At 52.4% G+C, this 17,973-nt stretch carries 16 protein-coding genes; 5 read left to right on the top strand and 11 right to left on the bottom strand.

Annotation, left to right across the window (positions count from 1 at the left end; all coding sequences use genetic code 11):
• Positions 1 to 101 precede the first annotated feature (101 nt).
• The 8 genes from ACMWKA_RS06325 to ACMWKA_RS06290 all read right to left on the bottom strand — a co-directional run bounded on the left by ACMWKA_RS06325 (position 102) and on the right by ACMWKA_RS06290 (position 7,511).
• Positions 102 to 572, bottom strand: coding sequence for a glycine zipper 2TM domain-containing protein (locus ACMWKA_RS06325; protein ID WP_038420668.1), 471 nt, complete (start codon positions 570 to 572; stop codon positions 102 to 104).
• A gap of 9 nt (positions 573 to 581) precedes the next feature.
• Positions 582 to 1,844 carry an arginine deiminase gene (locus ACMWKA_RS06320; RefSeq protein WP_045293622.1) on the bottom strand — a complete coding sequence of 421 codons (1,263 nt, stop codon included), beginning with the start codon at positions 1,842 to 1,844 and terminating at the stop codon, positions 582 to 584.
• A 21-nt stretch (positions 1,845 to 1,865) separates the two neighbouring features.
• Entirely contained in the window at positions 1,866 to 3,305 is a 1,440-nt protein-coding gene (locus ACMWKA_RS06315; RefSeq protein ID WP_100168129.1) for a basic amino acid/polyamine antiporter, read from the bottom strand.
• Between the two features lie 120 nt (positions 3,306 to 3,425).
• A complete protein-coding gene (locus ACMWKA_RS06310; protein ID WP_038420666.1) occupies positions 3,426 to 4,103 on the bottom strand; it encodes a winged helix-turn-helix domain-containing protein in 678 nt (225 codons plus the stop codon).
• A gap of 440 nt (positions 4,104 to 4,543) precedes the next feature.
• On the bottom strand, positions 4,544 to 5,044 hold the full coding sequence (locus tag ACMWKA_RS06305; protein ID WP_038985752.1) for a hypothetical protein: 501 nt from the start codon (positions 5,042 to 5,044) through the stop codon (positions 4,544 to 4,546).
• On the bottom strand, positions 5,007 to 5,732 hold the full coding sequence (locus ACMWKA_RS06300; RefSeq protein WP_023622408.1) for a winged helix-turn-helix domain-containing protein: 726 nt from the start codon (positions 5,730 to 5,732) through the stop codon (positions 5,007 to 5,009). Before ACMWKA_RS06300 ends, ACMWKA_RS06305 begins: the two co-directional genes overlap by 38 nt.
• Before the next feature lie 232 nt (positions 5,733 to 5,964).
• Complete coding sequence (locus ACMWKA_RS06295; protein WP_100168128.1) at positions 5,965 to 6,813, bottom strand: dihydrodipicolinate synthase family protein; 849 nt, start codon at positions 6,811 to 6,813, stop codon at positions 5,965 to 5,967.
• A gap of 11 nt (positions 6,814 to 6,824) precedes the next feature.
• Positions 6,825 to 7,511: a B3/4 domain-containing protein gene (locus tag ACMWKA_RS06290; RefSeq protein ID WP_013098829.1), complete on the bottom strand. Its 687-nt coding sequence runs from the start codon at positions 7,509 to 7,511 to the stop codon at positions 6,825 to 6,827.
• Positions 7,512 to 7,553: 42 nt separating this feature from the next.
• Here ACMWKA_RS06290 and ACMWKA_RS06285 point away from each other — a divergent pair, with 42 nt between their 5' ends.
• A complete protein-coding gene (locus ACMWKA_RS06285) occupies positions 7,554 to 8,156 on the top strand; it encodes a helix-turn-helix domain-containing protein (RefSeq protein ID WP_058678727.1) in 603 nt (200 codons plus the stop codon).
• A 74-nt stretch (positions 8,157 to 8,230) separates the two neighbouring features.
• Here the strand turns inward: ACMWKA_RS06285 and ygjG are convergent, their stop codons facing one another.
• The gene (gene ygjG, locus ACMWKA_RS06280; protein ID WP_058678728.1) at positions 8,231 to 9,610 is read right to left on the bottom strand and encodes a putrescine aminotransferase; all 1,380 of its coding nucleotides are present in this window, start codon (positions 9,608 to 9,610) and stop codon (positions 8,231 to 8,233) included.
• A gap of 434 nt (positions 9,611 to 10,044) precedes the next feature.
• Here ygjG and ACMWKA_RS06275 point away from each other — a divergent pair, with 434 nt between their 5' ends.
• Together ACMWKA_RS06275 and ACMWKA_RS06270 are read left to right on the top strand one after the other, a co-directional pair.
• On the top strand, positions 10,045 to 11,565 hold the full coding sequence (locus ACMWKA_RS06275) for a methyl-accepting chemotaxis protein (RefSeq protein ID WP_414760081.1): 1,521 nt from the start codon (positions 10,045 to 10,047) through the stop codon (positions 11,563 to 11,565).
• A 336-nt stretch (positions 11,566 to 11,901) separates the two neighbouring features.
• Positions 11,902 to 13,461 carry a methyl-accepting chemotaxis protein gene (locus tag ACMWKA_RS06270; protein ID WP_013098825.1) on the top strand — a complete coding sequence of 520 codons (1,560 nt, stop codon included), beginning with the start codon at positions 11,902 to 11,904 and terminating at the stop codon, positions 13,459 to 13,461.
• Here ACMWKA_RS06270 and ACMWKA_RS06265 read toward each other — a convergent pair.
• Positions 13,458 to 13,952: a PadR family transcriptional regulator gene (locus ACMWKA_RS06265; RefSeq protein ID WP_148791225.1), complete on the bottom strand. Its 495-nt coding sequence runs from the start codon at positions 13,950 to 13,952 to the stop codon at positions 13,458 to 13,460. The genes ACMWKA_RS06270 and ACMWKA_RS06265 overlap by 4 nt on opposite strands.
• 146 nt (positions 13,953 to 14,098) lie before the next feature.
• Here ACMWKA_RS06265 and ACMWKA_RS06260 point away from each other — a divergent pair, with 146 nt between their 5' ends.
• The gene (locus ACMWKA_RS06260) at positions 14,099 to 14,863 is read left to right on the top strand and encodes a siderophore-interacting protein (RefSeq protein ID WP_248048332.1); all 765 of its coding nucleotides are present in this window, start codon (positions 14,099 to 14,101) and stop codon (positions 14,861 to 14,863) included.
• Here ACMWKA_RS06260 and ACMWKA_RS06255 read toward each other — a convergent pair whose 3' ends face one another.
• Positions 14,864 to 16,033, bottom strand: a complete 1,170-nt coding sequence (locus ACMWKA_RS06255; RefSeq protein WP_013098822.1) for a DNA repair ATPase — start codon at positions 16,031 to 16,033, stop codon at positions 14,864 to 14,866.
• Positions 16,034 to 16,332: 299 nt separating this feature from the next.
• On the opposite strand from ACMWKA_RS06255, the gene ACMWKA_RS06250 reads away from it, so the two are divergent.
• Positions 16,333 to 17,967 carry a ShlB/FhaC/HecB family hemolysin secretion/activation protein gene (locus ACMWKA_RS06250; RefSeq protein WP_414760098.1) on the top strand — a complete coding sequence of 545 codons (1,635 nt, stop codon included), beginning with the start codon at positions 16,333 to 16,335 and terminating at the stop codon, positions 17,965 to 17,967.
• The last annotated feature ends 6 nt before the right edge of the window (positions 17,968 to 17,973 follow it).

Raw genomic sequence — 17,973 nt, 5'->3', positions numbered from 1 at the left:
TGGTCACATGGAATGAATAAAACATAAAAACCTGCCACAAAAAATTTTCATCCTTAATGAAAAGGACAATTATCCTATTGTGGCAGATATGATAAAGCGTGTTATTGAGCTGGAGAGATCGTTACCTGACCGCGATGCGAGGTAATATTTACACGTTGCCCTACGACAAATTCACCTTCACGGGCGGGCTGCACGGTAACGAACTCTTGCCCGTTATCAGGACGAATAAAGAGTTCAGCCGCATTATGTCGCGCCATTCCTCGTTGTATCGACTGTCCTGCCATCGCGCCAGCAACGGTACCGCCAGCCGTCGCCAGCAGACGGCCGCTTCCGCCACCAATAGCATTACCGGCAGCACCGCCAATCAACGCGCCCCCGACTGTACCGGCAGCGCTGCTTCCGGTGTCGTTTTGGATTGTGATGTATCTCACCCCTGTGATTGTGCCGTGCGACAGTGCCATCACCTGACCGGAAAGCGCAGCACTTGCATGATGGGCAGAACCAACGGGTTTTTCAGTACAGCCAGCCAATGCCAGCAAACCGGCCAAAATTAAAACAGAACGTGTAAACATCTCTCTTCCTTATGAGTAATCAACGGCATCACGAATTAATGGACATGTCATACAGTGGCCGCCACCGCGTCCACGCCCTAATTCACTCCCAACAATTTCAATGACCTCAACGCCTTCTTTACGCAAACGGTCGTTTGTTTTGGTATTGCGGTCATAGGCGATAACGACACCTGGAGACATGGCGACCACGTTATTTCCGCTATCCCATTGCTGACGCTCGGTGTCGTAAACATTGCCTTCGGTTTCAACGACCCTGAGCGAGCGTAAATTGAGTGCCCTGGCTACCACCTCTGTTAACGGCTCTGAATAATGCTCCAGACGCATTCCGCCAGGGGAGTCGTCCTTAATCAGTGAAAAGACTTCGATTTGATCAACAATGGCGGGATAAAGCGTCACTAAATCTCTGTCACAAAAGGTGAATACGGTATCCAGGTGCATCGCCGCTCTGAGCTTCGGCATCGCGGCAATAATAACGCGCTCGACATGGCTAAACGGGTTCGAAAACAGGGCAGATGCAAGCTGGGCAATGGCCTGATAGGACGTTCGTTCGCTCATACCGATTAAAACGGTCTTGTTGCCAATAGGCATAACATCGCCGCCTTCAAGGGTGGCGGATCCGTGATAACGCGTTGGATCTCCCCACCATGTATTGATCGTCTGACGGGTGAAGTCCGGATGGAACTTATAGATAGCAGTGGTCAGTAACGTTTCTTCACGGCGAGCCTGCCAGTAAAGGGGATTAAGCGTAACCCCGTTATAAATCCAGCTGGTGGTATCTCGCGTATAAAGCGTATTCGGTAACGGCGGGAGCAAATATTCACGCAGCCCTGTCGCTCTTCCGACGAGTTCAAGTTCTTCTTTATCGCCCCTGTGTCTGTTCAGCAAATCATAGGTTGAAAGCCCGCCGATCATAAACTCAGCCAGCCGATCTGCGGGTAACGAATCCAGGAACGAGCGTGTTTCATTAAGCAAACCCAACGGGATTTCATCAGCAGTAATCTGCTGTTCGATGAGCCAGTTGCGTGCCTGACGGTTAGCCAGCGTTTCGGAGAGCAGATCATGCATCTCAACAACGTCAACACCGCATCCGCGCATTTTGTTAATAAAATCGAGATGATCCTGACGGGCACGCTCTACCCACATGACATCATCAAATAACAGGCGGTCGCAATTGCCCGGTGTAAGACGGCTATGTGCTAACCCAGGGGCGCACACCATCACTTTGCGTAACTGGCCGACCTCGGAGTGAACACCCAGTGGTATATCTTGCATAGTGTCTCCTTAAGAGAGTAATTAAATGGTAATATTTCCGTTTATAATTCCATAAATACAGGCCAAAGCCGCGAGCACGATGGCGGTAAATAATATTCGTTCCGTACCAGAGAATATTTTTTTGTTTTGCTCACGCTTAGCAATGTAATAAAGCAGTGTGCCAGGCGCATAAATAACGGCGGACAGCAGCACATACGTTAATCCGCCGGCATAAATCATCAAAAAGGCATAGGCAGTGGCAATGACAGAGATCACCAGGTCTTTATAATATCCCTTTGTGCACTGTTCGTAGGTTTCTCGTGTAATAACCAGCTTCAGGCTATACGCGGCAACCAGAAGATAGGGGATAAGCGTCATCGCGCTGGTTAGCTCAAGGGCTAACAGGAATGCGTAATCGCTGAAAAAAGTGATAATTAAGAACAGCTGTATCGAGATATTCGTCAACCATACGGCTGAAGAGGGAACGCGCCAGCGATTCTCGCGTGCAAAAACAGCAGGCATGCTCTTTTTCAACGCCGCGGAATAAATAACCTCAGCGGCGAGCAATGACCAGGAAAGATAGGCTCCGAGGACAGAGATAATTAACCCCACGCTGATGAAAATCATACCCCAGCGTCCCACTATGCTTTCGAGAACACCGGCCATTGAAGGTTGCCGTAAGGCTCCCAGCTCGGCCTGGGGCATAACGCCATAAGAAAGCATGGTGACTAACATCAGTAAGCACAGCACCCCGATGAAGCCGAATACGGTCGCCAGGCCAACGTCTTTCCGGTTAGTTGCATAACGCGAGTAAATACTTGCCCCTTCGATTCCAAGGAATACGAATACGGTCACCAACATGGTGCTTCTGACCTGGGAAAAGATTGATCTGAAGAGAGGTGGCTCTCCGGCGGCCCCGCCCCAGAAATTAAGCATAAACATCTCTTTTTTGAATGCCATTATCAGAATGGCGATAAATACAAAAATAGGGATGATCTTGGCACAGGTGGCCAGGGTATTGATAAAGGCCGCTTCTTTAATACCCCGCAATACCAGGAGATGAAAAGACCATAAAACAACTGATGAGACAGCGATTGCCAGCAGCGTATTACCTTCGCCAAATGCAGGGAAAAAAGCGCCTAATGTTGATTTAATTAAAATAAAATAGGATACGTTGCCGATACATGTACCCGCCCAGAAACCGAGTGCCGAAATGAAGCCCGGATATTCGCCGAAACCGGCTTTAGCGTAGCTAAAGACGCCCGCATTGAGTTCAGGCTTTCTTTGCGCAAGGTTCTGGAATACAAATGCCAGCATCAGCATACCGCCACCGGCAATCACCCAGGCAATAATTGCACCAAGCCCACCGGTTGCTCGTCCGAATGCAGCAGGTAATGAAAATATACCCGCTCCGATCATCGCTCCGACGACAAGCGTCGTTAAAGACCAAAGCGATAGCGTATTGGTCGTAGATTTGTTCATATAATTTTCTTAACAATGAAGCTGTGATTGATGAAGTGTGAGTTTAAAAGCGTTAAATATACCGTACTTAAATGAAGTTAATTTTTATGCCATCAAGGCAGCACAGGAGCTGGCTGTTACTCAGATCGCACCGTTTAGATCGTAATAATAACCCTCTTCTCTTTGATTTCTGATTTGCCCGCTGTTGTAGGGTGCCAGTTTCTTTCTCAGACGACCAATAAGCACCTCGACGGTATTGTTTTCTTTACCCATCCAGTCGTGGTAGAGATGTTTCATGATTTTACGTTTGCTCAGCGCCTTACCTTTGTTCTTCACCAGTAGCTTCATAATTTCAAATTCAAAACGGGTCAGTCGAATTTTTTGCTTGTTGATGAAGAGTACCTTGCTGTTTAAGTCGAGTTCTAAATTACCTGCAGTAATACGGCTGGAAGGGGTGAGATAATTCCGGCGTACTAAAACCCAAATTCTGATGATAATCTCTTCAATATGACTAGACTTGACAACATAATCGTCAGCACCGCTTTCAAACGCTTTCACCTTGTGTTCAATATCGTTGCTGCTGTTAAGGATCATGATGCGGATAGTGCGCCCTTCGCGTCGCCACTTACGAATCGCCTGTAACTCAGTAGTGGAAAGCGTTTCAGATGCCATAATCAGGAGTTCAGCTTTATTTGAAAACATAAACATTTCCACTTCCTCAATACTCGAAGATACATCAGTTAAAATACCTGCCTCTTCAATTTGGGTTTTCAAATAATGCTGATTTATAATATTAGGATCTAATATTAACACGCGCATATCTTCCTCTCACTTTGTTGCTTCGCCTGTTAGGGTTTTTGACATTTTATGAAATGGATTTCTATGCTTTACAGATAAAAGCATCGTCACCAAAAGTTGGCTAAATAATACTTTCGAAATAAATTCAAACAATTCTTTTATGAGGGATATTAGAAATACAAAATAAAAAAATGCAGAATAAAAGAAGTGAAGGGAAGAGTATGAGAAAAACAGAGGAAGTAGAATTAAATCAAGAAAAATCACATTTAATAAGGTTTTTATTCTGCTTTTTTTGGCGTGTAGAGTGTTTGTTTAGATGAACGTATGGTTGCTCCAATTGCTTTCTGGTTGGATTTTTGTTAAGAGTTAAGTGCGAGTTTTATTTTTTGATTTAACAATCTATACATCTGTCTTGCATTCATAACATTAGCACAATGAGCCATGTGCTTGCGTCAATAAACTCATTTTCGGCAAATAAATATGGCACGCTGCAAATCGCTTATTCGCCAGGTTTTGGTGTCAAGCTTCTGGATCTTATAGTGCAGGACAGGCTGGCTTGAGGTGAGTTTCTCAACCAGCACAGAAGGTGCATTATCCTGCGGATTAGCAAGAAATTTACCTTTCGTAACTTTATGGAATCCGTTTTGCACGTCTGTGTCAATGGTCATGTTTCCTGTACGATCGACAAGGTACTCTTTACCATAATAGTTCAACGTGCCGTATTCGCTGACCGTGACGAGACCATCGTTGGTAATGTGGAAAACAATTTTGATATTTCCATTAATCCCTTGCTGGACATTATTTGAATCTTCATAGTTGATATGTACCGTCGACATACAGTTCATCGGTAGGTAATCATAAACACCAACAAGCTTGTATATTCCCATTGCAAGCAAGGGAAGCATCAACAGGCATAAAACAATATTAATTGTTGTTAATATTGACGAAGTTTTCGCATTCATGTCCTTTCCCTGTATTTTGTTTGCCACACAGGGCAATGTGAGTTGAGTACACCTTGCTTTTTAAAGGCGCTCTGTTGTCATCAAAATAGATATTTTTGGGATATTGCTGGCATTTTAATGCGATCCTTTGCCCTAAATTTGTATTAAAAAATGAGTCAATATTCTCTTGTTTGACGCCATTTTCGTCAGTATAGACATCGCATAATCCGACTGACTTATATTTATGCATAGTGCTATCGTTTAAATGGTACAAATAAAAGGCAGTGATGGTGCTCACCATTAAAACGGTTAATGCTATTGTGCTAATGTAAAAACCTTTGTGGGAGGAACAGATTTTTTTAAATTTTTCGTACGTGCTACTACGTGTAGTACTAACACGAGTACACTGACAGTGCAGTACAAATCCTTGTTTTGGTATTGTTTCGATTTTGTCTTCAAGCGAGAATTCAAGAAATGCTTTTCGCAACAGAGATATGTTTCGGTTCAGGTTGTTATCAGAAGCAACCAGACCATGTTCTTCCCAGACTTTTTCAAGGAGTTCAGTACGGCTGACCTGAGAATTATTGGCGTCAATAAGTGCATTTAATAATCGCGACGTCGCCAGTGAAAGCTCAACTTCGCGTTTATTATCGGTTAAAATGCGCGATTCATCATTATAATGCACTATCCCGTCAAGTAGGTACTGCATAGCTTAAACGTCCTCGCAAATGAATCTAAGCATTATAATTTTAGCGCTACTATTATTCAATGTTCTGATTTCTATTAAGAGTTGAGAAGACGTATTTTTACCGGGTTAATTACACGTAGACAGAGGACAAACTGCGAGGGCGGGGACGTTGCTTTCTCAACCATCCCTGAGAATGGATTACTTTATGAATGATGCGGTGTGGCCGGGTAAGCGCAGCGTCACCCGGCGTTTTTCAGGCCAGTTCCAATTCCGCAAGGATCGCTGAAAGCGCCTCGCGCGGCTCTCCCTGAATTGCCTGCAACGGGAACGGCAAGCCGGGTGTTGCCACTTTTCCCCTCATTTCCGCCGCTGCCGCGATGACCCTTACGCTACCGTAACGACGGAACAGATCCCATAGCGGCTCTAACCGTTCTGACTCTGTACTTTTCCCCGAACGCGCTATCGCCAGCGCCGATTTTGGGAACAACCCCGCGAGAACCGAATACCAGACGTCAAACCCGGCCTGCAGGGCTGAAGCTGCCCGCCAGTCACCGGCGATACCCAGTGTGACCGTATCAGGAAGCCGGGCACGTACCTGCGACAGGTCCTCCGGCACGCGGCCAAGCTTGATGGAGCCCACATTTGGCAGAGACGCGACGGCAAACAGCAATTCATCGCTAAACGCAAAACCGGTCGTGGCAGGGTTATCGTAAATGCACAGCGGTACGGAGAGCTGGCGGGTCACCGTTTCATAGAGCTTGAATACTTCCTCATCCGTTAATCGCTGGTACGACACGGGTGCCATCAGCACGCCGGAGACTCCGGCCGTTTGCGCGTCGTCAGCCAGACGCAGAATATCGTCCAGCCGCATTGCGCCGATGCTGACGATAACCGGTATGTTACCGGCATGTTCCACCGCACAGCGTGTCACCCGGGCACGCTCTTCAACGGTCAGATAGGCATAGCTCCCGGTCGAGCCAAGAATGCCCAGTGAATCGACGCCTGCCTCAACCACGGGAGAGAGCAGATGCGTAAAGGCCTGCTCATCAAACGTGCCGTTTTTCAGGGGCGTTAACGGAAATGCGCTGACTCCACGAAACATTGTTTATCCTCTTACAGGGTCAGTAACTGCCTGTGCACCACTGCACCCGGCATCAGACGTTGCAGGTTATCAATCAGATCCGCTCCGGCTTCTTCCAGTGCCGTAAGCGGCATTGACGGCAGACTTTCCAGAATAAACCACATGGTTTGCGCCTGACTGTCAAGACGCGTCCGTATACCCTGGCGCCAGTTCCAGCGACGGCAGGTAACACCGAGGTCGTCGCGCCAGATAACCTCGCCCGGCTCCGGGTATTCCACCACCGGCTGCCCCTCTTTGAAGGTATCAAACGGCTCGCTGCCGTCCGCCAGCGTCAGGCGCGGCGCGCCTGAATAAGTCGCAAGATTTTCTCCACCAACCGGGATGGCGTAGCGAATGCTCACCGCGTTGTAGATATCCACCACCGGATCGAGCGGTGGCAGCGAGCCGTCTTTTAAGACCCGCTTACGTAAGGCGGATGCCGAGCAGGGCGTACGTTTCGGTTTTGCGCCGAAGGCCTTAAATACCTCATCCCAGCCGGAAAGGTGCGCGTCAGCCCACGGCACATCATCATTAAGCATCTGCTGGCAGGCTTGCGTGAGCACGGCCGGAGCGACTTCCGGGTGGGTAACCGGCGCAGCTTCCACCAGAATGCTCAGCGCCCGAAAGCCCGGGGCAATTGCGGCAAGGCGCGGGTCTATTGACGGCGTAACGAGAGACATAAATAATCCTGTATTGACTGTTTTATACCATGGTAGTGACCAATGACTGAAAAAGTCAATATAATGACTGAGCAGGGTGCCGATATCACCCAGGTAAGCCTGGCCGTAGCGAACCGCATACGCAACTGGCGTAAAGAGAAAAAACTGTCGCTGGATGAGCTCTCGCGGCGTGCCAGCGTCAGCAAAGGCATGCTGGTGGAGATCGAAAAGGGCGCAGCCAACCCCAGCATCGCCATTTTGTGCAAGCTGGCTGCCGCGCTCGGTATCTCAGTGGCGGATATCGTTAACGTCTCCAGCGAGCCGCTGGTGCACGTTATCGAAGAAGCCGCGATCCCGGTGCTGTGGCAGGGGGAAAAGGGCGGACGCGCCAGACTGCTGGCAGGAACCGCGGGCCCGGATATGATTGAGCTATGGCAGTGGGAGATGCAGCCGGGAGAGCGTTTTACCTCTTCGGGGCATCCGGCGGGCACCTTTGAGCTGCTGCACGTGAACGAAGGCATATTAACCCTGACGGTGGATGAGACGGTTACGCAGGTTGCTGCCGGGGCATCGGCGGTGGCGAAAACGGAAGCCGCGCACGGCTATGCCAATGAGGGAAAAAAGGTGCTGCGCTTTACCATGACGGTGGCGGAGTTTCACCGATAAAAAGCAGCCCGGTGGCGCAACGCTTACCGGGCTGGTGTTGTAGGCCGGGTAAGCGCAGCGCCACCCGGCGTTTTTTACGCCTCTTCCACACTCACGCGCAGTGCCGCCAGCGCTTTACGTGCCGCCTTCAGTACCTGCTCACACTGCTCAATGGTCAGCGTCAGCGGTGGCTCAATGCGGATGGTTTTGGAATTGTTGAGCGTGCCGGCCACCAGCACCCGCTGGCGGAACATCTCGCTCGCGAAGCTATAGCCGATTTCGTTATCAACAAACTCAATGGCCATCAGCATCCCTTTACCTCGTGCCTCCTGGATCAGATCCGGGTATTCACGTCCCAGCTGACGGAAACCGTCCAGCAGCATGTCGCCTTTCTGCTCTGCCTGCGCAGGCAGGTTTTGCTCCAGCAGCACGTTGATGGTGGCCAGCGCGGCCGCACAGGCCAGCGGGTTACCGCCAAAGGTGGTGGTATGCAGGAACGGGTTGTTGAACAGCACCGAGAAGACCTCTTCGGTAGCAACCGTCGCACCAATCGGCATTACGCCGCCGCCGAGCGCTTTCGCCAGACACAAAATGTCCGGCTGAACGTTCTCATGCTCGCAGGCGAACATCTTGCCGGTACGTCCCATGCCGGTCTGCACTTCGTCGAAGATCAGCAGCGCGCCAAACTCATCGCACAGCTGACGTACGGCAGGCAGATAGCCCTGTGGAGGCAGGATCACGCCGCCTTCGCCCTGAATTGGCTCCAGGATCACCGCGGCTACGTCATCGCCGGTTTTACGGCATTCGCTGAGCACGGTGCGCATGGCATTAATGTCGCCGAACGGCACGTGGCGGAAGCCCGGCAGCAGCGGCATAAACGGTTTGCGGAAGGTGGATTTGGCGGTCGCAGACAGGGCGCCCAGGGATTTACCATGGAACGCGCCGCTGGTGGCGACAAAAGTGAATTTCCCGCGCGGCGACTGGTACGCTTTGGCGAGCTTAAGCGCCGCTTCGACCGATTCCGTGCCGCTGTTGCTGAAGAAGCTGTATTTCAGTTTGCCGGGTGTTAAGGCTGCCAGCGTTTTCGCGAGCATGGCGCGAAGCGGGTCGAGCAGTTCCTGGCTATGGAGAGGTTGTTTCGCGAGTTGATTCTGTACGGCGGAAACCACTACTGGATTACGGTGCCCCACGTTGAAAATGCCAAAACCACCCAGGCAATCAATAAACTCCTGTCCCTGGGTGTCGACAAGCGTATTCAGACTTCCCGCTTGCCACTCTACGGCTCCGTAATCCCCGCCGGCGGTAACAGATTTGCGATACTCCAGAAAACCTGGATTGACGTGCTCTTTAAAGTAATCGATGACCTCTCGGTTAAGTTGTTTCATCTCCTCATGATCAAGCGTTCGCTTCTCAATGAGATTCAGTGCGTGCGCGGTACAGGCAAGAGCCGAGGCGCTGGAAGGTAACCTGTTCAAAATATGCTCCCGGGGATCGCGTATCACATGATACTGCGTTAAGTATTGCAGGGATTACGCCACTTCAGCGGACTTAACGAAAATCGGGATAAACACCAGGTTAAAATAATGTTGCGCAATATTTAATCATGCCGATGTTTTCCAGACGGGATTTAGCGGTACGGAAAACGGGGGCAGGAAGACGTGGATGGGGTCAATTGCACCAGGGGGGGGCAGGCGGTGCGACTTAAGTGGGCGTTAACAGATCATCCTTTGCAGGTAATTTCATTGTGAAAGTATTTAAAATCAATCAATTATAAAATCTCACAAAAAGTGAGGTTTAAGTGAAATCTGCGATCTCCATCAAGTTTAACAACTAAAGATAAATTGTTTACCGCCGAAAAAACAATAAACCACAAAATTAACATTCAAATAACCTGCAAGGGATGCTCACGATGTCCTCTCCAACCTATGTCACCCAGAATGAATATCTTCTGGACGATGACACCACCTTAATGTCTACCACAGACGTCCACAGCTATCTGACTCATGCTAACGACACCTTTGTTCAGGTGAGTGGATATCATCTTAATGAGCTGATGGGTCAGCCGCATAATCTGGTGCGCCATCCTGATATGCCTAAAGCCGCTTTTGCCGATATGTGGTACACCCTGCAACAGGGCGAGCCGTGGAGCGGAATTGTCAAAAACCGCCGTAAAAATGGCGATCACTACTGGGTGCGCGCCAACGCGGTGCCGATGGTGCGCCACGGGAAGGTCACCGGCTATATGTCGATTCGCACCAAAGCGACGGCAGAAGAGATCGCCACCGTTGAGCCACTCTATAAGGCCCTGAATGCCGGACGCTGTACTAAACGGATCCATAAAGGGCTGGTGGTGCGTCAGGGCTGGTTCGGAAAGCTACCGGCAATGCCGCTGCGCTGGCAGGTACGCGGCGTGATGGCGGTGCTCTTTGGCGCGCTCGCCGCTACGCTTGTGGCAACCTCAGCAGGCTGGGTGTCGTTGGCCGCAGCAGCGATAATGATGCTGCTGGGCACGTTGTTGTTTGAACAGCAGATTGTCCGCCCGGTAGAGAACGTGGCGCGACAGGCGCTGAAGGTGGCAACCGGCGAGCGCAATAGCGTGCAGCACCTGAACCGCAGCGACGAACTGGGGCTGACCCTTCGCGCGGTGGGGCAACTGGGGCTGATGTGTCGCTGGCTAATCAATGACGTATCAAGCCAGGTGGTGAGCGTGCGCGACGGCAGCGACAAGCTGGCGCAGGGTAATGAGGATCTGAACGACCGCACGCGTCAGACCGTTGCAAACGTGCAGCAGACCGTGGCGACGATGAACCAGATGGCGGCCTCCGTTCAGAGTAACTCTGAAACCGCCACCGAGGTCGATAAGCTCTCCGTAGCCGCCAGCAGTGCGGCGACCAAAGGCGGGAACGCGATGCAGACGGTAGTCAAAACCATGGACGATATCGCCGACAGTACCCAGCGTATCGGCTCCATTACCACCCTGATCAACGATATTGCCTTCCAGACCAATATCCTCGCCCTGAATGCGGCGGTAGAAGCGGCACGAGCCGGTGAGCAGGGCAAAGGCTTTGCGGTGGTGGCAGGGGAAGTTCGTCATCTTGCCAGCCGCAGCGCTAATGCCGCCAACGATATCCGTAAGCTGATTGATGCCAGCGCCAGCAAGGTACAGTCCGGCTCCGAGCAGGTACACGCCGCAGGACGCACCATGGATGATATCGTTGAGCAGGTGAAAAACGTCACGCAGCTGATCGCGCAGATTAGCCATGCCACCTCTGAACAGGCTACCGGGCTTTCGGAGTTAACCCGCGCGGTGGCTGAACTGGACAGCATCACGCAGAAAAACGCCGATATGGTTGAAGAGAGTGCGCAGATCTCCGCGATGGTAAAACACCGGGCCGGACGTCTTCAGGATGCAGTGACGGTTCTCCATTGAGTCTGTAATGTTCCAGAAAAGCCGTTTATTCTGCCAGGCGTAAACGGCTTTCGTCGCTTCATTTGTAATTATTCTTGCGATTTATTGTTAATTTTATATTAAGTAACTAAAGAAAGTACCTCAGTTATTTATCCCTGCCTAAGTCATTTTTCCCCGATGCTATTTCATAAATGCCCCGTCTGGTGGTTGAGTAACGATCGATACGGCTATATTAATAGCCTCTGCCTATCCATTGTGATGGTTATGAAATAAAAAAACGATCAAAGTCATAAAGTTAGCGGTTTCGTTACCGATAACGGTGATCGTCTGAGAAATAATCACATCGATGGAGTAAATATGTTCTTACATGACGTAAAAATCGGCACGAAATTATTTCTGGCGTTTGGATTCTTTATTGTCCTGATGGTGGTGAGCGCGAGTTTGTCTTTAATGAGTCTGAACCGGGCAAACAACGGGATGCAATCCATTATTACCAGTGATTATCCAACCACGGTAAAAGCGAACCAGTTAATCGATAACTTCCAGGAATTTATTAGCACTCAGCAGCTCATGCTGCTGGATGAACAGGGAACGTACACGGCGCAGTCGCAGCAGCATCTTAAAGAGATTAGCGAGCACATCACGGTGCTCCTCGGTGAGCTGAACAACGTACTGCAGGATCAGCAATCGCAGCAGGTGCTCGCCGAGATACGCGGCGTGCGCCAGCAGTATCTGGACTCGCGCTATCGTATTTTGCAGGCGGTGCAGAATCACGATCGCGCCGGGGCGCTTCAGGAGATGATGACTAACACCCTCAAACTGCAGCAGGCCTATAAAGCCAAAGTGCAGCAGCTGATTGCGATTCAGAACACTGAGATGCAGAACGCCGGGGTGCAGGTGGAAAGTGATTTCAGGAGCAACCGTCTGCTGCTCATCCTCATTACTCTCTTCAGCGTGGCGGCAGGCAGCCTGATTGGCTGGTTTATCGTACGTTCCATTACCCGTCCGCTGGGCCAGGCCGTGGATTTTGCGGCGGCGATTGCGGATGGCGATCTCACCGGCAGTATCACCTCGCACGGTAAAGACGAAACCGGCCTGTTGCTGCATGCCCTGATGGAGATGAAAACGCGTCTGCTGGACATTGTGCAGCAGGTGCAGACCGGCTCGGAGAATATCTCCAGCGCCGCCGCGCAGATTGTCGCCGGGAACCAGGATCTGGCTGCGCGCACGGAAGAGCAGGCCAGCTCTGTGGAGCAGACCGCCGCCTCGATGGAGCAGATCACCGCGACGGTGAAAAACACCGCTTCGCATACCGGAGAAGCGACCAACCTGTCGGCAGATGCTGCGAAGGTGGTCAAAAACAACGGTGAGATGATGAAGCAGGTGACCAGCAAAATGCGCCTGATTAACGAGACCTCGAACCGGATGTCCGACATCATCGACCTGATCGATGCCATTGCCTTCCAGACCAATATTCTGGCGCTGAACGCGGCGGTGGAAGCGGCCCGGGCGGGCGAGCACGGTCGTGGCTTTGCGGTGGTGGCTGGTGAAGTGCGCCAGCTCGCGCAGAAGAGTGCTTCGTCAGCCAGTGAGATCCGTGAGCTGATTGAAAGCTCCACCAGCCAGACGCAGGACGGGATGAATCTGGTCGAGAAGGCGAGCGAGCTTATCAATGGCATGGTGGGCAACGTGGAAGAGATGGATGTGATCCTGCGTGAGATCCGCCAGGCCAGCCACGAGCAGACAGAGGGGATCTCGCAGATTAACAGCGCGATTGGCCTGATTGATGCCACCACCCAGCAAAACTCCGCGCTGGTGGAGGAGTCTGTTGCCGCGGCGGCCTCCCTCAACGAGCAGGCGATGCACCTGAAAGAGCTGGTACGCGTCTTCCGCGTGAGCGCGCACGCACCGGCTTAATCCAGCTGGGAGATCTCCAGCGCCGCGCGGTCGATCACGCCAACGATCTGCTTAAGCTGCGCGTCGCTGAGCGCTCCCTGATTCACCTTCAGATCTAACACCGCTTTGAAGTTATCCAGTGCCCGCTTCATCTGCGGGTTTTTGCGTAGCTGGAAACCAACCGTGCGGGCTTTGATACGCGCCTGAATCTGCTCAAGCTGTTCCTGGTTTTCCTCCAGCCACTGCTGTCCTGCCGCATTGATGGCAATGCGCTTACGCCCATTCTCTTCTTCCGTAATGGTGATAAACGCCTGATCCTGAAGATAATCCAGCGTCGGGTAAATCACGCCAGGACTCGGGGTGTAGTTCCCCTGGGTCAGGTTCTCAATCTCTTTGATCAGCTCGTAACCGTGGCTCGCGTTGCGGGTCAGAATATCCAGAATCACCAGCCGCAGATCGCCGTGACCAAAAAAGCGTGGTCGACGTCCGCCGCCATCATGTTCGTGTCGCATAGTGTGCCTCGTAAATTGATATATCTAAACTATATCTAAGATATATTCAGATGCAATCTAAAAGATCTTGCATTCTTGCTGATTAGCAATCATTATCATTTAAAATCAATTTAGATATATCGTATTCACCTGAGAAGGGTCTTAACATGGCAACCACCCGCTATCCACAACGCGTGCGTAACGAACTGCGTTTTCGTGAACTGACCGTGCTCCGTGTTGAGCGCGTAAGCGCTGGTTTTCAGCGCATAGTTTTAGGCGGCGAGGCGCTGGAGGGCTTTAGCTCCCGCGGTTTCGACGATCACACCAAAGTGTTTTTCCCGGCCCCGGGAACGACGTTTGTGCCACCGGTGGTCACCGACGAGGGCATTGACTGGGGCGACGGCGTGCGCCCGCAAAGCCGGGATTACACGCCGCTGTACGACGCCGCGAAGCATGAGCTGGCGCTCGATTTCTTCCTGCATGACGGTGGCGTTGCCAGCCAGTGGGCGCTAGAGGCGAAAGTGGGCGACAGGCTGACGATTGGTGGCCCGCGCGGTTCGCTGGTGGTACCGGAGGATTACGCCTGGCAGCTGTATGTGTGCGATGAGTCCGGGATGCCGGCGTTGCGTCGCCGCCTGGAAGGCATCGCCAGCTTGCCGAAACGCCCGGAAATTCACGCGGTAGTCACCGTCGGGGATGAATCATACAAGGATTATCTGGCGCACCTGAGCGCGTTCAACATCACCTGGGTGATCGGCCACAGCGAGCAGGCGGTGGCTGAGCTGCTGGCGTCGCTGAACGTTCCGGCGGAAGATTACTTTATCTGGCTGACCGGGGAAGGGAAGGTGGTTAAAAACCTGAGCCGACTGTTTGAGACTGAGGCTATCGATCAGCAGCTGGTGCGTGCCAGCGCGTACTGGCACGCGAAATAATTACGCTGCTGAATCGAGCTGCGCTTCGCTCACCTGATGTTCGAGCGAGGCGCGGACCTCGTTCAGCGCCTTTTCCTGCTGAGCGAAGTACGCTTCCATATTGCTGAGCGACGACACCAGCAGCCAGGATTCTTCTTTCTCCAGTTCTGCCAGCTCGTTCACTAAGGTGTCGATCTGCTCGCGAACCTGAGCCATTTTTTTGCGGATGCGCTCCAGATCGTTCAGCCTGTCGCTGGCCATCAGCGGCTCGAAGCCCTGCTGCAGGCGCGCCACCAGAGAACGAATGGCTTTGACGTCTCCACGCTGTTTAGCCTGGTTGAGCTGCACCATCATCGCGTTGGCTTCTTCTTTCAAATCGTCCGCCACTAGATCCGGGTGACACAGCTTGCTCGCCTGCCGCCAGAGCCGTTTCAGCTCGTCCCGATCCTCCTGTGAAAGATCTTTCCCTTTACGCAGACGCACTTCGGCATCCTGATGCTGCTCGCGGTATTTCTCGTACTCTTCGTTGGCCTCGTCACGCGCCTGACGCGCAGGCTCTTCCTCACGCGTTAAGCCGCTCTCCAGCTCCAGCGCCTCGGCAAGCAGGTTGGCAATCAGGTTACTTTGCTGCTGCAGATGCTTACGCGCCTCGGCTGCCTGTACGGAATCGGCAGGAAGTTCGCGCCAGCGCTGGGTGAGTGTTGCCAGCACCTCCACGGCCTGGGCCATGTAGCGCTGACAGCGGCGGTAGTCTTCCTCGCGACGACGCGCCTCAGCCTGCTGGCGGCGCAGGTTCAGCTCGGCCAGCGTTTTACGCAGGGCGAGGATCTGCTGCATCAGCGGGCCCAGGCGGGAGAAATAGAGATCGTTGAACTCATCAAGCTGCTGTACGCGCGCGTTACGGCGGTCAATCAGATCGCGCAGTCGCTCTTCCAGCGCTTTCAGTTCCAGTTTGCTCGCGGCGACCTGCGGATCGCGCCATGGCGTCACGGCACGCTGGCTCTGTAGCCACGCGACGATCGCGGCGATGGCCGCAGTGTAGTTTTTCTGCTCAAGCGCCACGACGATTGCCTGTAGCTCATCGTCAAACGCTTCATTTTTCAGCCGGGTTAGCTGGCTCTGAATGATGTCGTCATCTTCCAGTTCAATGGCATTTTTAATGATTTCTAGCCGTTTGATCGGTGTGCTCATGATGCCTTTCGCTTTGGCGCTTAAGTATTTGAGTTAAGGTTAGTTGTTGGAAACGCTACAGGAAATAATACACACGGATGATGATCGGCGCGATGGGGGATTTCTTTAGATTTACGCAGTGTCACCCGCTAAATTCTGAAAATGCAGCAAAATAGACCTTAAATTAAATGTGTGTATTTACACTGTTTACTTTTTGACATAAGTTGCGCGTTTTTTGACAGGCAAGTCTGAAAACGGACTTTTAGCAAGGAGTGGCAGTGATGTCAGGGAAAACGTCGATACTACAGGTGCTGGCTGGCATGGCCTTGCTGGCAGGTGCTGCGCAGGCGGCCCCCCTGTCTCCGGCCGACCGTAATACTATTCAGCAGCAACAGCAGCAGCTGCTGGATGAAAACCAGCGCCAGCGTGAAGAGCTGGAGCGCAGCGTGGTATTACCGCGTCCTGTTCAGCCCGACAGTGCCGCGACTCCGCAAGGTCCCTGTTTTGTTATCTCGCGCATTGAGCTGACGGGTACCACCCTTCTTTCTCCGTTAGCCAAAGATCGCCTGGTTGCGCCGTGGGTGAACCAGTGTCTTGATATGGCGCGTCTCAACGCCCTGACCAACGCCGTCTCTGACTGGTATATCAGCCGGGGGTATATCACCAGCCGCGCATTTTTAACCGAGCAGGATCTCTCTGGTGGCGTACTGCATCTCGCGGTACTGGAAGGTAAACTCCAGCAAATCCGGCTTGAAGGGGTTCCCGCCCGCACGCTGAGCATGACCTTCCCCGGCCTCGAAGGGAAAATTCTTAACCTGCGCGATATCGAACAGGGCATGGAGCAGCTTAATCGCGTGCGCCAGACGCCGGTTGAAATAGAAATTTTGCCCGGCGACAGACAGGGCTATTCAATCGTCAATCTGACGGCTTCGCCTGAATTCCCGCTCAGCGGTTCAGTGAGTTTCGATAACAGCGGGCAAAAGAGTACCGGTACCGGACAACTCAATGGCGCGCTGTACGGCAATAACCTGCTGGGGCTGGCGGATAAGTGGTTTATCAGCGGCGGGCGCAGCAGCGATTTTTCGAACAGCCATGATGCTCAGAATTTTGCCGCCGGGGTCAGCGTGCCTTATGGCTACGGCTTGCTGGACTACAGCTACAGCTGGAGCAACTACCTCAGCACCATCGATAATAACGGCTGGCTCTGGCGTTCGACGGGCGACACCGAAACCTACCGTCTGAATGGCTCCTGGGTCCTGTTCCGCAATGGCGATATCAAAACCGGCTTGTCGGCGGGCATCACCCACCGCATCAACCATAACTATCTCGACGATGTTCTGCTGGCTACCAGCAGCCGCAAACTTTCAAGTTTCTCCCTGGGCCTTAACCACACGCAAAAAATTGCCTCCGGCGTGGCGACCCTGAACCCGACCTTCACTCAGGGTGTGCCGTGGTTTGGCGCCGAAGATGATAACGACAAACATGGCGATGTGCCGAAAGCCGAGTTCCGCAAATGGAGCGTCAACGGCAGTTTTCAGCGCCCGGTTGCTGACGGGCTGTGGTGGTTGACCAGCGTCTATTTTCAGTGGTCGCCGGACCGGCTGTACGGCAGCGAGCGCCTGACGCTGGGGGGAGAGGCCTCCGTGCGCGGCTTCAAAGAGCAGTACCTCTCCGGTGATAACGGCGGTTACTGGCGAAATGAACTCAATTATTCGCTCTTTACGCTGCCGTGGGTGGGGGATGTCGGCCTGCTGGCGGCAGTTGACGGTGGCTGGCTGAAGAAGGACGGATTTGACCGTTACGCCTCCGGCACACTGTGGGGCGCCGCGTTTGGTCTGACGACGGCTCATCGCGGCTATTCAAGCCAGTTTACCGTTGGCACACCGATGGCGTATCCGGATTGGCTGGCACCGGATCACCTCACGATTTACTACCGCGTATCAGTGGCTTTCTAAGGGACA

It is taken from the genome of Enterobacter sp. 03-F-07-AD-ECC (assembly GCF_047530935.1).
GTDB lineage: Bacteria > Pseudomonadota > Gammaproteobacteria > Enterobacterales > Enterobacteriaceae > Enterobacter > Enterobacter cloacae.
The sequence above is the reverse complement of the archived record's forward strand: the minus strand, read 5'-3'. Positions and strand labels throughout refer to the sequence as shown.

Excerpts from the sequence above, each read along its gene's own strand:
- ACMWKA_RS06270 (WP_013098825.1), top strand. The coding sequence starts at position 11,902 with ATGTTCTTACATGACGTAAAAATCGGCACGAAATTATTTCTGGCGTTT.
- ACMWKA_RS06320 (WP_045293622.1), bottom strand. The coding sequence starts at position 1,844 with ATGCAAGATATACCACTGGGTGTTCACTCCGAGGTCGGCCAGTTACGC.
- ACMWKA_RS06255 (WP_013098822.1), bottom strand. The coding sequence starts at position 16,033 with ATGAGCACACCGATCAAACGGCTAGAAATCATTAAAAATGCCATTGAA.
- ACMWKA_RS06260 (WP_248048332.1), top strand. The coding sequence starts at position 14,099 with ATGGCAACCACCCGCTATCCACAACGCGTGCGTAACGAACTGCGTTTT.
- ACMWKA_RS06325 (WP_038420668.1), bottom strand. The coding sequence starts at position 572 with ATGTTTACACGTTCTGTTTTAATTTTGGCCGGTTTGCTGGCATTGGCT.
- ACMWKA_RS06315 (WP_100168129.1), bottom strand. The coding sequence starts at position 3,305 with ATGAACAAATCTACGACCAATACGCTATCGCTTTGGTCTTTAACGACG.
- ACMWKA_RS06285 (WP_058678727.1), top strand. The coding sequence starts at position 7,554 with ATGACTGAAAAAGTCAATATAATGACTGAGCAGGGTGCCGATATCACC.
- ACMWKA_RS06265 (WP_148791225.1), bottom strand. The coding sequence starts at position 13,952 with ATGCGACACGAACATGATGGCGGCGGACGTCGACCACGCTTTTTTGGT.
- ACMWKA_RS06275 (WP_414760081.1), top strand. The coding sequence starts at position 10,045 with ATGTCCTCTCCAACCTATGTCACCCAGAATGAATATCTTCTGGACGAT.
- ACMWKA_RS06305 (WP_038985752.1), bottom strand. The coding sequence starts at position 5,044 with ATGAATGCGAAAACTTCGTCAATATTAACAACAATTAATATTGTTTTA.
- ACMWKA_RS06300 (WP_023622408.1), bottom strand. The coding sequence starts at position 5,732 with ATGCAGTACCTACTTGACGGGATAGTGCATTATAATGATGAATCGCGC.
- ACMWKA_RS06250 (WP_414760098.1), top strand. The coding sequence starts at position 16,333 with ATGGCCTTGCTGGCAGGTGCTGCGCAGGCGGCCCCCCTGTCTCCGGCC.
- ACMWKA_RS06295 (WP_100168128.1), bottom strand. The coding sequence starts at position 6,813 with ATGTTTCGTGGAGTCAGCGCATTTCCGTTAACGCCCCTGAAAAACGGC.
- ACMWKA_RS06310 (WP_038420666.1), bottom strand. The coding sequence starts at position 4,103 with ATGCGCGTGTTAATATTAGATCCTAATATTATAAATCAGCATTATTTG.
- ACMWKA_RS06290 (WP_013098829.1), bottom strand. The coding sequence starts at position 7,511 with ATGTCTCTCGTTACGCCGTCAATAGACCCGCGCCTTGCCGCAATTGCC.